The organism is Nostoc paludosum FACHB-159, from assembly GCF_014698835.1.
Lineage (GTDB): Bacteria > Cyanobacteriota > Cyanobacteriia > Cyanobacteriales > Nostocaceae > Nostoc > Nostoc paludosum.
The window spans coordinates 14,576-31,484 of sequence record NZ_JACJTU010000022.1 but is presented as its reverse complement, the minus strand read 5'-3'; the positions used below and the strand labels follow the sequence as shown (position 1 = coordinate 31,484).

Sequence of the window (16,909 nt, the reverse complement as noted above, 5' to 3'; positions counted from 1 at the left end):
CTAATGACTAATAACTAATGACTAATAACCAATGACCAATGACTAAGGACAAAAATAATGCTAAATGACAAAGAATTAGAAATCCAGATGCAGTTTCTGGAAGAAGCAACTGATTATTTGAATACCTTAGAAGGGGTATTGCTGGAAATCGATACTAGTAACCGCATTGATTTAGATAAAATTAATGCTGCACTCAGGGCTGCTCATTCTATTAAAGGCGGGGCAGCGATGATGGGATTTAAATCCCTCAGTGATTTATCTCATCGTTTAGAAGATTCTTTTAAAGTTTTAAAAACTCGCAAAAATTCTTTAGAAATTGATACTCAGTTACAAAGTTTATTGCTTTCTGGTGTTGATTGGTTGCGTCAAATTGTTGACTTGCTGGCACAGGGAAATCTTGTTGAAAAACAATGGTTGGCAACTTTTTGTTACCCAATTTTTGATGAGTTGCACGAACGCTTGGGTGACCCCAGCCCTGAAGATGCAACAACCATGTTATCTCCAGAAGATGGGCAAGATGTTATTCCTTTGCTATTTGAAACAGAAGTAGAGGAATGTTTGCAGCGCTTAGAATCTGCGTTGGCAAATAGCGAGCAGTCTAATTTACAAGAAGTATTTGCCGTGATGGCAGGGGAATTAGGCGGCTTGGGGGAAATGCTGCAACTGCCAGCTTTTAGCAAACTTTGTGAGTCAGTAAGCCAGCAATTAGCTACTGCAAGCAGCCATCGTATTTATGAAATTGCTCAGTTAGCATTGCAAGCATGGCGGCGATCGCAAGCTTTGGTACTAACAAATCAATTAGATAATTTACCTACAGAAATTCAATTTAGTAATTCTACCCAATCCCAGCCAATATTAAAAACAGAAGTAATACCACAATTGATTGCTACAGATGCAACTGACTCAGATATTCTCGAAACTGAAATCGTATCCCCATCTACAGAAAATGCAAATAAAGATGAAACAGTTGCTGCCAATTTTACATTTTTAGATGCAGAATTTACCGATGATGTCAATGCTGTAAATATTACAGAGCAAAATACAATATTTGCTAGAGAAAGTCATGCTCCAGATGGCAAATTAACTGTTGGTAAAGAACGAGAAATTCAAGACAATACCGTTCGAGTTCCCAGCAAACAACTAGAACACATTAATGATTTATTTGGGGAACTGATTGTTCAACGCAATGGTTTAAATGCCCAACTAGAAAGATTACGCAAACTCGTCCGGAATCTCAACCAGCGAGTGCAAGTTCTCGATAGAGAAAATCAAGAACTACGTACAGCTTACGCGAAAGTTTCAACTCAATTTGCCGTGGCTGCTGGTGGGCAATTACCAGTTGAAAATGGCAACCATACACCAGACGCAGACAGTTTAGGGATGGATCGCTATAACGATTTAAGCCTGCGATCGCAGGAAGTTATGGAAACCATTGTTCAGCTGCAAGAAGTCACAACCGACGTGCAATTAAGTGTTGATGATACAGACCAAATTGCTCGCAAAATTAACAAAACATCAAAACAATTACAAACAAAACTTAATCATATCCGAATGCGGCCGCTGTCCGATTTAGTTGACCGTTTTCCGAGAGCTTTGCGCGACTTAAATGTAGAGTATGGAAAGAGCGTACACCTGAAAATTGAAGGCGGTAATACTTTAATTGAACGCAGCATTTTAGAAGCATTGAACGAGCCTTTAATGCACCTATTAAGGAACGCCTTCGATCATGGTATCGAAGATGCTGCAACTCGTCGCCTCCTTGGTAAACCAGAACAAGGATTAATTGAAATTAAAGCAACTCACCATAGCAATCGCACACATATTAGTATACGCGATGATGGTTGGGGCATTTCTCTAGAGAAAATTCGCACCCGCGCCTTAGCTATGGGGTTAGATGGTTCTCTTATCACTAATGCTAGTGATGAAGAACTGCTATCACTAATTTTTGAACCAGGTTTTAGCACTTCCGACCAAGTAACAACACTATCTGGTCGTGGTGTTGGTATGGATGTGGTTCGCAACAATCTTAAATTGGTTCGAGGAGATATTAAAGTTGATACCGAACCGGGAGTTGGTACAACCTTCACCCTCTCAGTGCCATTTACACTTTCTGTAGGACGAGTATTGCTAGTAGAAATTAACAAAATGCTATTGGCATTTCCCACAGATGTTATTTCCGAAATATCGCTACTCCAAAACGAGCGAGTCTTTCAAATGGCGGGTAGCGAAGTATTGAATTGGCAAGGAACTATGTTGCCATTAATCCGCTTGAGTCACTACTTACAATTTAATTGCCTGCGTTATGATAGCGCGGAATTAGAAACTCCAGCAGCAATTAATGTTAACAGCGTGTTAGTAGTTAAAGGTAATAATCAAACAGTAGCGATACAAATAGACCGTTGTTGGGGCGAACAAGAAGTTGCTATCCGCCAAATTGAAGGAAATATACCTCTACCTCAAGGCTTTACCAACTGTACAATTCTTGGAGATGGTCGAGTAGTACCATTAGTTAATATCAATGAATTGCTGTATTGGATTGCTAGTAATCAACGGACTCCTAGAGGTACTCAATTACCGTCAGCAAGATTAAAGACACCGTTTTTGATATTTGACGAAGAGAAAATATCAGCAGTATCTAGCAAATTTAAAGGCACAATTTTGATTGTAGATGACTCAATTAATGTTCGCCGCTTCTTAGCTTTAACCCTGGAAAAAGGAGGCTATCAAGTAGAACAAGCTAAAGATGGTCAAGACGCTTTAGAAAAACTCCAAAATGGATTGAAAGTTGAAGCAGTCATTTGTGATATTGAAATGCCTCGTCTTGATGGTTATGGATTTTTAGGTAAGGTAAATTCAGAGGTTGGTACAAAAAATATTCCAGTGGCGATGCTCACTTCTCGTAGCAGTAATAAACATCGACAATTGGCTATGCAATTGGGTGCTAGAGCCTACTTTTCTAAACCGTACAACGAGCAAGAATTACTCCAAACCTTGGAAGAAATCATTCATAATGTTGCAGAAAAGGCAGCGTCTAATTGAAATTCGTAATTCGTAATTCTTAATTCGTAATTAAGAAAGAGATTCTCGTAGATTTTCGTAGGGTGCGTTAGCCTTTGGCGTAACGCACCCCTTGTTTTAACTTTTATTAATTATCTAAAATACCCCAACACATTCAAACTCCAAAACCCAGAGCATCACTACCTTTCTTAATTACGAATTACGAATTACGAATTACGAATTACGAATTACGAATTGGTATTTTGGTCTAGCGAACACGATCATTATTTGTATGCTACAGTGCTTATGCTTTCATGACCACAGCTTAAACAAAACTTATCAATCAACAAAGCATCGTGTCAGATCGTTAGCGTTTATTTGCTTGTTCTGTAGTGAGTGGTATGAAAGCTTGAAAAACTGCCTGCGATCGCTAAATAATTTAAGACTATGGAGGTTAACACAAGCCAACCTCCACAAAATTTAGTTTGATGATTGCTGTAAATACTGAATCAATTCTCTGGAAATAAAATACTTCCAAGAACTTTTATTAAGCCTCAACTTTTACACCTTTCCAAAAAGCGACGTAGCCCTCAATATTTTTAGCTTTCTCCTTTGCGCTGGGATAGTACCAAGCAGCATCTTTATTGACTTGCCCATCAACTTCGATACTGTAGTAGCTAGCGACACCTTTCCAAGGGCAAGTCGTATGCGTGTTACTTTCACTGAAGTACTCTTTGTTAATTGTGTCAGCCGGAAAATAATGGTTGCCTTCCACAACTACGGTATCATTGCTTTCGGCTAAAACTGCGCCATTCCAAATTGCTTTCGGCATAAGTGATTTTGTAAATAAAGTTTACATATCTATTTTGACACTTCCACGGACACAACGAAATTTTATAGCTGGCCTTTGCTTGAGTTTTTGCGTAAGTCCTATATGAGAATCATTAAACATAACTTTGTCTTTGTTTTCAAAGGCTGGCGCAACGAATTCTACCTCAGCAGCCTGAGCAAACAAAGTTGACATCTGACTAATACTCAAATTTTCCGGCGCGTTAGCTTACATAACTTACTATGTAATACATATATTTTGCTGCAAAGAAGCATTCATAATCAAAATTTTACATACTTTTTTAAGTTAAAATACTTATTTAGTTCGTGACGGCACTGGTAACAATGAAGCTATCGTAATAATTACAGTGCGATCGCCCAAGTCACAATTTTATACTTAAGCAATAATTATACATAAATAAACATTTTAATACTGTTGATTTAAAGAACATAATCAAGCTCATAGATTTTTCTATATCCAAGTATTTTTTCGGTTGTATATTATTACTAAGCCAAAGGAAATCTGTAATTTTACTAAATGTTTAACTTTTAATAACCGTGGAAGAATTGCTAGACGCTGTAGAAAGAATTCTACAAAACAGGCCTCTCGATTCCATTCAGTGGTTTGTGCTGTATCAGTCGTGGTTGGGTAAAACTTACGATGAGATGGCAGAGGGAACAGGTTATGGTAGCAACTACATAAAGCAAATTGGCTCTCAGTTGTGGCAAGACTTGTCCGAAGCAACTGGAGAGAGAATAACAAAAAAGAATCTACATCTAGTGTTGAGCAAATATTTGCAAGGGATTAGTAAACAGCAAAATCAACCACAAGAACAACAGTTCAACAAAAAATTTAGATTCACAAGGCTTGATCCAAACTTCTTTTCAGGCGGCAAGATGGAATTTCCTAGTGGCCCTTTGCCAGCAGGCTCTACTTTATACATCAACCGTCCTCCATTAGAACAACTTATTTGTAGCGAATTGATACAACCTGGTTGCTTAATCCGAATTAAAGCACCCAAGAAAACGGGAAAAAGTTCGCTGCTCAACCAGATGATTGCTTATGCTAAAGAGCAGGATTATCAAATTATCTATTTGGACTTTCAAGAAGCTGACGAAGAAGTTTTTACTTCTCTGGATAAATTTTTACGTTGGTTTTGTATCTATGTCACCAGGCAGTTAAACCTCTTTCCCTGTCTCGATGATTTTTGGGATACAGATATGGGCAGCAAAGTCAGCTGCAAAATTTATTTTGAAGGGTATCTATTACAATACATTGCATCAAATCCCGTGATTTTAGCTTTAAATGAAGTGCAGCGAGTTTTTGAACATCCAAATATTGCCCAAGACTTTTTGCCAATGCTGCGATTTTGGCACGAACAAGCAAAGCAAGACCAGACATGGCAAAAACTCCGAATAGTGGTAGTTCACACCACAGAAATTTATGTTCCCCTGAAGCTGAATCAATCGCCTTTTAATGTGGGAATTACAATTACTCTGCCACCATTTACCCTCAACCAAGTGCAGGATTTAGCATTGCGTTATGGGCTAGAGTGGGCGGCAGATTCCCAAGGGATAAAACGCTTAGAATCTCTACAAGCAATGGTTGGGGGACATCCTTATTTGGTAAGCCTTGCACTCTATCATTTATCTGGGGAAAAAATGACCCTAGAAATGTTATTAGAAACAGCATCGACACCGATGGGAATTTACACCCAGCATTTGCGAGAACTGTTAAACTTGCTGCAAAAAGAACCAGAATTAATGTCTGCGATGCAACAGGTAATGGCCAGCAATGAGAAAGTAGAATTAGATGCGATCGCTGCTTATAAACTAGAAAGCATGGGTTTAGTGCAACTCAACGGCAATCAAGCTTGTATTATGTGTGAATTATATCGTCTTTATTTTAGTCAACAGTTGGTAAAACTTTAAAGTTAAAAGGGTAAAATTATTTGTGTCATACTTGTTGTTTAGCTTGTCTTGCAATCAGGAAGTTGAAATACTCTGTAATTTGTTTGGTAGGCATAGATTAAGTTAATATTTATTTATATATAGTAATCATTTTGTAAAAGCGATCGCATTAAATTAAAAGCTTGTAAAAAAAAGAAAGTGCAATTTTATCTTCCTCACAAACAATACAAGATACCTAATTTCTCAAACAAGCCTCTGCGTTCTCTGCGCCTCTGCGGTTAAAAATCTTTATTCACCACAGAGGCGCAGAGGTCACAGAGAAGAAAGCGATCGCTGGCCTTCCGGAATTCCTTTATGCTACACTGTAGTCAATATCAAACCTCATCATAACTCTAACGAGATAGCACAAATGAAGTAGTACCAAACACCTGTTGCGCCAAAGCAACAAATGTCAACAAACAATAAACGCAACTAGTTTGACAGGGTTACTTCACATAGTCATGTACTAAAGATATTGTCATCACTACTATCTACATCAAACCGCTTGGCAAGTGTCTGCGGCTGAGTTTGTTTTGTGTCTAATCTACCCGAAATCGTTGCTAACACGCGGGTGGAAGTTTGGTAATTGAGGTTTGACAAATAATGCAGAAAAAATCAATATTATTAGCTGAGAATTTAAGCTATGAACTCAGCTTAGAAAGAACTTTGTTTGAAAAAGTTCAGGTTAGTATTGAAGCGGGTGATTACATTGCTTTAGTCGGTAATAACGGTATAGGAAAATCAACCCTACTCAAGATTCTTGCAGGCCAAATTACACCCAGCGCAGGTTCAGTTTGGCATCATGGTGTTGTTTATTATTTGCCTCAAATCAGCACTATCAGGCAAGAAATTAAGTCAGATACAGTACTAAATTTTTTGATTTCTATCTCGGATGAATGGTGGAAAATTGAGGAAATTTTGCTTGCACAATTTAATACAAATATTGACCTTTCTCTACCTATGGATAACTTGAGTGGTGGAGAATTGACAAAATTATTTTTAGCAATTGGTTTGGCTCAAGAACCAAATTTGTTGTTGCTGGATGAGCCAACTAATCACATGGATTTGCAAGCGTTAGAAAGTTTAAAAGAGTTTCTTGGCAATTTCACTGGCGCATTTGTGATTGTCTCACACAAGCCCTTTTTTTTAGACCAAGTGACAGATGTTACTTGGGAACTGACACCTGTTGGTTTAAAAGTATATGGAGGCAATTTTTCTTACTATCGAGAACAGAAAAAAATTGAGTTAGATGCAGCATTGCGATCGCACGAAGTTGCGAGAAAGGAACTCAAACGCACTCAAGCTGCGGCTATGCAGGAACAACAGCGTGCAGCCCAATCTCAGCGCAATGGTCGTGCTAAGTTTCTCAATGGTAGCATCGACAGAATGGCAGCCGGAGCGATGAAAAGAAAAGCCGAAACATCAGCCGGAAATGCCAAAAATAAACATGAAGCAGCAGTAGATAAAGCTAATCAAAAAGTTGCAGATACTAAGGTAAAAACAACGAAAGTAACAAGTATTCAACTAGAAGAGAAAAGCCAAAAGCGTAAAAATTTAATTGATATTCAAGGTGCGAATCTTAGGGTATCAGAACGGGTACTTTTACACAATATTCATCTGCATGTTTCCTCTGGCGATCGCATTGCCATTGTCGGCGCTAATGGTTCTGGTAAATCAAGTTTGGTAAAGGCAATTTTGGCAATGGAAAACCAAGTTGCAGTTTTGGAATCAGGTGATGTTTTACTTGCACCAACAATGAAAGCTATATATCTCGATCAAACCTATGAATTGGTCAATAGGCAATGCACAATTTTGGAAAATATGCAAGCAGCAAATCCAAATCTCAGCTATCAGCTTTTACGGCAACAACTCGGACATTTTCTGTTTAAATACGACGAGGTTAATAAAAGCGCATCTGTACTCAGTGGTGGCGAGTTGGCAAGATTGGCGATCGCGATGATTAGTATTTCTGAAATTGACCTACTGATTCTTGATGAACCAACTAATAACTTAGATATTGAAACCGTCGAACAAATGGTAATAGGTATCAATGACTATCAAGGAGCTATTTGGGTAATTTCCCACGATTTAGATTTCCTGAGCCGGATTAATATTACTCAAGGTTTCAAATTGCAACAACAAGTTTTACAAACGACAAGCTATTTACCGAGTACACCTGAGCAATATTATCAAGAGTTGCTGCAATGTCATAAATAGATAGAGAACAAAAAAATAGTGCGATCGCACTACTTGTAAAGAGTTATTAGCAAAGTGTTGCCTTCGATGGATATAGTCTGACAATTGACTCGGCTGTTAACATGAATGGCCGGTTACGACTCCAACCAGTAGCTAAGCAAAAGACTTCTTGCAGAAGTCGGGGAAAGGGGGAAAGGTTTGGTATTTTCCTTTCCCCTTTAACATGTATCCCTTTTCCCACCTCTTGCAAAAAACACTTTTGCAAGAGACTCCATGAACACAATTCACAACGAAGGAATGAAAATATTTCTTTCCTAGTCACCAGTCCCCAGTCCCTATTTTCAAGGCAGGTCTAAACTAGACTAGCGATCGCCTGTTGGCAAAATCTCTAACTCTCGAACAGAAGCCGCAAAGCATACAGTCAAGTTATAATTCTTTTGCGGATGAACGTAACAAAAATTTATGACTAACCCCCTTGTACAAGCCTTTTTTGTAGGCAGAGCGGTAGCTGAAGTAGTTAACGAGCGTTTAGAGGTCGCCTTGACCGATGCTTTGAGCGAAGTGGGCAAATTTGATGCTGAAGCTAGAGAGCAGTTGCGCCAATTTACAGAAGAAGTCCTAGAACGGGCAAATAGAGCAGCCGAAGCCGCGAATACCGGTCAAGGTAGCACAAGCACTAGGCAACCCGGTTCAGAGCCAGTAGACGTGCAAGCAGAGATTGATGAATTGCGAGCCGAAATTGCCCTATTGCGAACAGAACTGCAACATCATCGCAGAACTTCTGCATAATTTGGGTATTGGGCATTGGTTTTATACAAACCAGAAATGACAAAGGACATATAAAAACAGTTTAGGAATCAGAGTGTCTTTTCTTGCAGATAATTCGGTTACAAACCAACGGTAAATGGAGTATATGGAACAAGGTTATTCAGATAAGGCATACCGTTGGAATAGGGAAAAATACTCCAGCAGACGGCGTTTTGTGGACATTTGGTCTTTTGTCTTGACCTTATTGTTCAAACTTTGGCAATACAACAAATCTTGGAGTTATCCAGGTGGTGTGACTGAAGCCAAGCAAACTGCAAGACGCAAAACCCAAGCTGTTTGGATTCGTAATACCCTGCTGGACTTAGGCCCAACCTTCATCAAAGTTGGACAATTGTTTTCTACCCGTGCTGATATATTCCCTGTTGAATATGTAGAAGAACTAGCAAAGTTACAAGACAAAGTGCCAGCATTTAGCTATGAACAAGTAGAATCGATTATTGAGCAAGAATTAGGCAAGAAAATTCCTGAACTTTTTCAAAATTTTGAACCTATTCCTTTAGCTGCTGCTAGCTTAGGGCAAGTACACAAAGCTGTATTGCACAGTGGCGAAGCAGTGGTAGTTAAAGTGCAACGTCCGGGATTAAAAAAGTTATTTGAAATAGATTTACAAATTCTTAAAGGAATTACCCGCTACTTTCAAAATCATCCCAAATGGGGAAAGGGACGAGATTGGCTTGGTATTTATGAAGAATGTTGTCGCATTCTTTGGGAAGAAATTGATTATCTCAATGAAGGCCGTAACGCTGATACTTTTCGCCGTAACTTTCGTGGATATGACTGGGTAAAAGTCCCAAAAATTTACTGGCGGTACACTACCTCTCGCGTGCTGACCTTGGAATATGTCCCTGGAATTAAAATTAGCCAATACGAAGCTTTAGAAGCCGCAGGTTTAGATCGAAAAACCATTGCTCGTCAAGGCGCTCAAGCCTATTTGCTACAGTTACTCAATAGTGGATTTTTCCACGCTGACCCCCACCCAGGCAATATTGCCATCAGTCCCGATGGTGCTTTGATATTCTACGATTTTGGGATGATGGGGCAAATTAAGTCCAACATTCGGGAAGGACTGATGCAAACGCTGTTTGGTATTGCCCAAAAAGACGGTGATCGCGTAGTACAATCTCTCATCGATTTAGGTGCGATCGCCCCAGTAGATGACATGGGGCCAGTGCGGCGTTCCGTCCAGTATATGCTGGACAATTTCATGGATAAGCCCTTTGAAAACCAATCAGTGGCCGCAATTAGTGATGATCTTTACGAAATAGCTTATAATCAACCATTTAGATTTCCAGCAACTTTCACTTTTGTGATGCGAGCCTTTTCTACCCTAGAGGGGGTAGGCAAGGGCTTAGATCCAGAGTTTAACTTTATGGAAGTTGCCAAACCCTATGCAATGCAGCTTATGACCGATATGAATGGTTCTGAGGGAAATAGCTTTCTTAACGAATTGAGTCGTCAAGCAGCTCAAGTAAGTAGTACTGCGTTGGGTCTACCACGTAGGTTAGAGGATACCCTAGAAAAGTTAGAACGGGGAGACATGCGCCTGCGCGTTCGGTCTATAGAAACTGAACGTTTGCTACGGCGGCAGAGTAATATCCAACTCTCAATGAGCTATGCTCTGTTAATTAGTGGTTTCACGCTTTCAGCTACTATTTTAGTAGTCAAGAATTTTGTATGGTTAGCACTGCTGCCTACTTTAATCGCAGCAGGGATTTCAGTGATTTTGATCAGACTACTTCTACGCCTCGACCGTTATGACCGTATGTATTAATTGTTGAAAAAATTTATGAAAATTAATTTCACCGGTCTTAGCGATCCGGGACTTATTCGTTCTAATAATCAGGATGCTTACTATATCGACCCACAAGGACGATTTTTTGTAGTTGCTGATGGTATGGGTGGTCATGCGGGAGGAGAAGAAGCAAGTCGCATTGCCACTAAGGAAATTCAGGGATATTTAGTGGCTAATTGGGAATCTCCAAAGTCTTCTCAAGAATTGCTAGAGCAAGCTCTGTGGGATGCCAATCAAGCAATTTTGCAAGATCAGCAAAATCATCCCGAACGCGCCGATATGGGTACAACGGTTGTAGCGGTAATTTTTCGCTCTTCAGAGCCGCCTTGGTGCGCTCATGTTGGCGATTCCCGGCTGTATCGCTTCCGAGAATCACAATTAGAACAAGTAACGGAAGACCACACTTGGGTAGCACGAGCAATCAAAATCGGTGACATCACCCCAGATGAAGCACGATTACATCCTTTTCGTCATGTATTATCCCGCTGTCTAGGGCGGGAAGACCTGCATCAGATTGACGTGCAACCACTGGATGTTAAAATTGGCGATCGCTTACTCCTATGTAGTGATGGTCTCACAGAAGAACTTGTCGAACAAAAGATTGCTAGCTGCCTCCAAGACACTCCTTGGCTAGATAAAGCCGCCATCTCTCTAGTTGAGGCTGCTAAGGAGCAAGGAGGGCACGATAACATTACTGTTGTCCTCGTCTCACTTGAAGAAAATAATCCCTAATCATTGGGCATTGGGCATAAGCTAAACACGGAGTCCTGACTGTTGACTGTTGAGCACAGCCAAAGATACTCCCCCTTGCTTAGGAGTTATTCGTAACTGACCAATAACCGATAACTAATGACTCATGACGAATGCGGTAAATATACCCATCAATTTGTTCAGCCTGAGCATTTTTGCTTTTGACAATTTGATACTAATACTCTTAGCCTCCAAAGTTACCTAAGGAGGCTGAATTTCCATAAATTAGTAAATTGACATCTTGCACGTAATCAGGTAAAGCGGCTATAATTCACGCTTATTACCATTTATTCCCCCACCTCCTCCAACTCCCCAGCTTGGAAAGTTTTTCCATAGATACGAAGACGCCATCTGACGTTTTTCTTAACTAGGAAAACTATCGATGATTAGGCAAGACCTACATTCTGAAAGCACAAAGGAGTAAAGAAGGTAGATTTACCTTTCTAAGACAAAACAGAGCATATTTTCTGGAATATGACTCGACCGACTTGGGTGGTATATCAGTGGGATTAGGTGCAAGATATTCAGAGCAGAAAAATTCCACACTTAGGATGTGGGCAATCTGTCAAACACTTGTTATCTTTCTTAATACGGAGGAACAAATGCGGGACAGATACAAGTCCAAGTATTATCCCATTTGGACTTCTGTGAACGATATCACCATTTACGCGTTGTTTTTTCGGAGTTACTTATGAACGAACCAATGAAATTATCCTTAGAACAGCAATTCAGTATCTGCTCGTTTGCCACTCAAGTGCAGCATATGAGCCACGAACAGGCTAAAGACTTTTTGGTCAAGCTGTACGAGCAAATGGTAGTGCGGGAAGCAACTTATCAAGAACTTCTGAAGCACCAGTGGGGCTTAGATTCTGGTTCCACTATGGCATAGAATCGTTCTGATGTCGCAGTGGGCGACCTCCTTCTCTTGCTTGGTTCCCGCGGAGGAAAAGAGCTGGGGATGCCGGGGCGTCAACTTCGATAAAAAAACTCTACAAAACTGTGGCAAAAGTTCAACTTAGGAAATTACTCAAGAATCAATGAGTAAAATCTTCTAAGGTTTACTTCCTAGATTCTAAAGTTAACTTGACATTTTTGTTCAAATCTAGTGTTTACTTTAGCCAAACTTCTTCTCGTATCTTAAATAGTGTGAAAATCACACCTGCGTAAATTTATACTCAATTTATATCATGTACACAGGAATATCTACACAGCAATTAGAGAGCCTAACTTTTGCAGCTAGTACTTTCACTATTTATACATATAACTAGAAGTTACAACATTATATATATTTTGTTTATAAAAATTTACAATTATTACTCGGATACTCTTTGTTACACAGTAAACATGTAACATTCATAAATTATTCTTAATTGGAAAGATCGTATGGAGAGTCTGTATCAATACTTTCGAGTTTTGCCAGGATTTGGGGCTTAATCTTTTCATATTCGCTTTTGAGTAAGTTTTTACTAATTTGCGGGTCAGCAGAAGACATGAACGTATTGCTGATTTTGACCCACTCTTGCAGTCGTTGACGTTGGGCAGAGGCGACACTCGAAAGCAGGATATGAGTACACCGACTGGGCGTTTCTCGTGCGAAAAATAACAGACGGTAATAACCTGTTTGGTGTAGCAAGCGGGCAATTTCTTGACCAAGACTGGTTTTGAGGTCGAGGTAGTAATGTAACCATTTAGCACCGTGTTTGCGGTTGTAAATGACGGTAATCCACAACAGCATCGGGTGGGGAACCGAGATGAAAAGAAATTGATTGTAGCGGGTACAAACTAGCCGCTTTTGAATTTCTAGTTGGGGTAGCATTACCCACAAGGCTGGTAAAACCTCATCATTTATATGTACGGCTTGGGGAAAGACAATATCAGCAATCGGTTTATTTTGAGGCCAAGAAATAGTGTTAGCAATTTCATCATTTGACGAGGATATCCGCAAATCGGCTTTCGTCTTTTGCTCAACCTCAGCGCTAAGTGTCAATGTAGCAGGAACTAGCGCATAATTGTTCTGTTTAATTTTGCGTGTGTGGTCGGGTTGTTCTACGGATGCTAAAACTTTCAGAATTTCGCTGATGCTTTGGGGGCGATCGCGTGGTATCTTAGCTAGACAACTCATCACCAAATTTTCAATTTCTTTCGGTAGTTCTAACCCCGGCGAAACCTCAGTAAAAGAACGTGGTTTTTGATAGTGATGTGTTTTATACCATGCTCCAAAAGAATGAGTCGGTGCTAGCAATGGCATTTTGCCTGTAAGCATCTCAAACATCATCACGCCCAAACTATAAATATCAGAACGGTTGTCTAATTCCTTACCCTCCATCTGTTCGGGAGAAGAATAAGCCAATGTTCCCAAATAAAATTTTGTATGGTCGCTGTCTGACTGTAATAATTTAGCAATCCCAAAATCTAAAACCTTGACCAATTCTCCAAAACTCGGATCTTGAATCACCAACATATTGCTTGGCTTGACATCACGATGGATAATTGGGCAAATTGTACCCTCAACTGGAATACCATCATGAGCGCACTGTAAACCCAAGCTCAGTTGACGCGCCATACTGAGAAATCTTGCTAAAGGAAGTCGTTGCTTGCGAATAATATTGTTTAAGCTTTGTCCTTGTAGGTATTCCATAACGTAGAACGGAGTATTATTGTCATCTACGCCATAGTCCATGACTCGAACTATATGGATGCTTTTTTGCCCCAGTAAAGCACAAGTTTTCGCTTCTCGCTCAAAGCGGTCTTGCAGCCGCATCTTTTCATTTTGGATTGATAAAGCGAGGAACTTCACAGCAACAGGTACACCACCCAACAAAATATCCTTAGCACGATAAACTCGACCCATCGCTCCAGTACCGATTAACTCCTGGAGTTGGTAGCGTTTGCTGAGTAAGCGACCAATGTTGGGGTCTGACATAGAAAATTTGACTCTAAAAGCAATTTGTAAGTATTTGGGTTCAAAAGTGCGTTCAAACTTATACAGCATAATTGCTGAATTCAGAACAGAGAATTCAGGAGTTAAGCAGCCTTCATTTGTGGCTACTAAACCTAAACTCTCTAGCTGGCTCAATTACAAACTGCTGTATCTGATTGTTGTGCCCAGAAATCACTTTCCAGGTTTGTAGTTAAAGTCCATCAGTGGACTAGCTTTTTTCAGTCTTTTCAAATAGCGCTGAAATTATAATCTGGAAGTTGGCAACTAAGACAGTTATTACAACTGGCGCAACACGCTAGACCAAACAAGCAAAAAAGGTAAATGTATACTGACGTTTTATACTATTCCAGATTTTGATTATGATGTAGTTTTAGTTTGCCCAATTTTGACTAAATAAATAACTCTCAGATATGCCAAAAACTGTGATGGCAAAAATCGAAGCTTGTTGGTTCCTGAGATAGAACTTCTCTTTCCTTGGGGAACGCATCTAGCAAGCTTAAAGAACGGGGGTATGGGAACCGTGAATACAACAGACATCCAAACTTGAGGGAAATCTAAAGACCAGATTGCCTAACCACTCCTTTAACTTCTGTCTAATTATGACGGCTGACAGCTTTATTCATTTGATTTCTTGCAAAATTCCTTATTTTCGCCATCTTATTTATGTGGAAGTGGCTCATAAGGGAAATTCCTTTGGCCCTGCTTTGGCTTTGCGTCTAGTTTTGATTAAAAAAAACCGATCACCTTAGAAAGAGTAGGTTACAGACTTGCTACAAAATCTCAAATCTTAAATTTAAAATACTAAACTTTATCAAAACTTCAAAACATATATCCCTGACTTATTTGAGAAGCCAGGGATATTTTTCATGGTAAATAATTTAGTATTATTAAAGGACTAATTAGTAATTTTTCGTTTTTTGTCTATGTTGTAAGACATGTGAAAAACAGATTTATCTCCGGTCATATAATATTGAATTCGCCGTCCAATTATATTATTAATTCGCGAAATAAAATGAAAAAAGAAATCAGGATTTTTGGCCATTTGTGCCAATGCTGTTAACCATTTCCCTTCCTTGAGAGGCTCTACAACTCGAAAGTAAGCTAAATTTTTTTTATAAATTGCAAGATTACGAGATAGAGCACGCATTAAAGCTGTATTTTTTTTCACAGCTTCTTGTTGCATGAAAGAATTAGTGGCTTTGCAGCTTTGATTTAGACGTGGCAATCGGCTTTGATGTACAAGCGAACCGGGACGCGAGCGGTAAAAATAATAGGGTTTTGGCTCAATGAAAAAGCGAGCTCCTTTGATTAGACATTTCATATCAAGCCAATAATCTTGACCCATTCTGATATCTTCATCGTACTCAATACCATGCTGAAGTAGAAATTCTCGCTTGAATAAGGGCTTACTTAAACCAAGATGCAAACCTGGTTCTCCAAAAATATCAGTCTCTACAAAATAAACGATATCTACTTGGAAAATTTTATCTATACCTTCTCCACTTTCTTGAATCAATGTACTCCAAGGAGATGTTTCACCATCGTTGATAAAATAAATATCGTCAGCAACCATATCTGCATTTTTTTCATTTGCTAGCGATACCAGCTTTTCTAATCTTTCAAGAGCATACCAATCATCTGAATCCAGCACAGCAATCCATTCGCCTTGGGCTGCTCTGAGGGCACGATTACGCGCAGCAGCAGCCCCAAGATTTTGTTGATTAACTATCACTTTAAGACGTTGGTCAACAAAACTTTTAGCGACTTCTACAGTTTTATCGCTGGAAGCATCATCGACTACAATCACTTCAATATCATTAAGTGTTTGGTCTAAGGCTGACTTTATTGCTTTATCAATATAAGCCTCAGTATTGTAAGCAGGAATAATGACAGATACTTTGGGATTCACGAATATTGCTCTCCTAACGACACCATTACGTAAAAATACTAAAGTCCTGAGGATAACTAAATTATTTCTTTTTTACTATGCACGTTACAATATGCTAATAAAATTAGCCGTGAATTTTTGAGGTCAAGCCTAGAATTTTAGACATTTGTAACCACTACACCCTTAGAAGTCCATCGCTATAAGCGAGTTGGAAAACGTAAAGGGCTTGTGAGCAGTCCGTTTTTATACGGAGAATTCATGCCATTTCCTCTTGTAGAAGAGAATAGCTCACTCACAAGTAGGCTCCCTTAGTTGCAGGAGGTACTGTCAGCCTAAGCAGATTTGTAGTGACTGATGTAAAAAATCACCAGTTTACATTCTTTAATATAATAATTTGTTTTGTTTGTAACTAGTTATTCAGAGACAATTTATAAAGTAAATCTTAAATAGGGGAGACAGGATAAGCGGCGGTAACTGCTGCTCATAACTGCCATTGCGTTAGGCTAAACCTATCGCACTGACGTGCATTTAAGCGCTTCAATCATATTTTTCGTGACAAATCACATCGAAGATATGCGCTTAACACGACGCCAGTTGCTACCATACGGGTTCCGTGTTCGCGGTACAAGTAGTAGGGGAACCCGCCCAACGCACTGGCTCACCGACAGGAATTTTATTTTTACTTTACATAGCACTTTTACACTCAGTTTATGTAGTATAAATGTGTTTCAAATGCTAT

Annotated in this window: 11 protein-coding genes; 7 read left to right on the top strand and 4 right to left on the bottom strand. The window is 39.4% G+C overall.

Going from position 1 to position 16,909, the window contains the following annotated elements; all coding sequences use genetic code 11:
- Window positions 1-57: 57 nt before the first annotated feature.
- Window positions 58-3,039 (top strand): hybrid sensor histidine kinase/response regulator, encoded by a 2,982-nt coding sequence (locus H6H03_RS21660; protein ID WP_190957141.1) that lies wholly within the window; start codon window positions 58-60, stop codon window positions 3,037-3,039.
- Window positions 3,040-3,544: 505 nt separating this feature from the next.
- Here H6H03_RS21660 and H6H03_RS21655 read toward each other — a convergent pair.
- Window positions 3,545-3,829 carry a DUF427 domain-containing protein gene (locus H6H03_RS21655; protein WP_190957140.1) on the bottom strand — a complete coding sequence of 95 codons (285 nt, stop codon included), beginning with the start codon at window positions 3,827-3,829 and terminating at the stop codon, window positions 3,545-3,547.
- Window positions 3,830-4,452: 623 nt separating this feature from the next.
- Here H6H03_RS21655 and H6H03_RS21650 point away from each other — a divergent pair.
- A complete protein-coding gene (locus H6H03_RS21650; RefSeq protein WP_313931892.1) occupies window positions 4,453-5,757 on the top strand; it encodes an AAA-like domain-containing protein in 1,305 nt (434 codons plus the stop codon).
- A gap of 477 nt (window positions 5,758-6,234) precedes the next feature.
- On the opposite strand, the gene H6H03_RS21645 is transcribed toward H6H03_RS21650, so the two are convergent.
- Window positions 6,235-6,375 (bottom strand): hypothetical protein, encoded by a 141-nt coding sequence (locus H6H03_RS21645; RefSeq protein ID WP_190957139.1) that lies wholly within the window; start codon window positions 6,373-6,375, stop codon window positions 6,235-6,237.
- Between the two features lie 3 nt (window positions 6,376-6,378).
- Here H6H03_RS21645 and abc-f point away from each other — a divergent pair, with 3 nt between their 5' ends.
- The 5 genes from abc-f (at window position 6,379) to H6H03_RS21620 (ending at window position 12,230) form a co-directional block, all read left to right on the top strand.
- A complete protein-coding gene (abc-f, locus tag H6H03_RS21640; RefSeq protein ID WP_190957138.1) occupies window positions 6,379-7,992 on the top strand; it encodes a ribosomal protection-like ABC-F family protein in 1,614 nt (537 codons plus the stop codon).
- Between the two features lie 441 nt (window positions 7,993-8,433).
- Window positions 8,434-8,760 (top strand): DUF6825 family protein, encoded by a 327-nt coding sequence (locus tag H6H03_RS21635; protein ID WP_190957137.1) that lies wholly within the window; start codon window positions 8,434-8,436, stop codon window positions 8,758-8,760.
- Window positions 8,761-8,884: 124 nt separating this feature from the next.
- A complete protein-coding gene (locus tag H6H03_RS21630) occupies window positions 8,885-10,570 on the top strand; it encodes an ABC1 kinase family protein (protein WP_190957136.1) in 1,686 nt (561 codons plus the stop codon).
- A gap of 15 nt (window positions 10,571-10,585) precedes the next feature.
- On the top strand, window positions 10,586-11,323 hold the full coding sequence (locus H6H03_RS21625) for a Stp1/IreP family PP2C-type Ser/Thr phosphatase (protein WP_190957135.1): 738 nt from the start codon (window positions 10,586-10,588) through the stop codon (window positions 11,321-11,323).
- 709 nt (window positions 11,324-12,032) lie between these two features.
- On the top strand, window positions 12,033-12,230 hold the full coding sequence (locus tag H6H03_RS21620; RefSeq protein ID WP_096537979.1) for an NblA/ycf18 family protein: 198 nt from the start codon (window positions 12,033-12,035) through the stop codon (window positions 12,228-12,230).
- A 477-nt stretch (window positions 12,231-12,707) separates the two neighbouring features.
- Here the strand turns inward: H6H03_RS21620 and H6H03_RS21615 are convergent, their stop codons facing one another.
- Both H6H03_RS21615 and H6H03_RS21610 read right to left on the bottom strand, forming a co-directional pair.
- Window positions 12,708-14,264: a serine/threonine-protein kinase gene (locus H6H03_RS21615; protein ID WP_190957227.1), complete on the bottom strand. Its 1,557-nt coding sequence runs from the start codon at window positions 14,262-14,264 to the stop codon at window positions 12,708-12,710.
- Between the two features lie 913 nt (window positions 14,265-15,177).
- Window positions 15,178-16,191 carry a glycosyltransferase family 2 protein gene (locus tag H6H03_RS21610; protein WP_190957134.1) on the bottom strand — a complete coding sequence of 338 codons (1,014 nt, stop codon included), beginning with the start codon at window positions 16,189-16,191 and terminating at the stop codon, window positions 15,178-15,180.
- Between the last annotated feature and the right edge of the window lie 718 nt (window positions 16,192-16,909).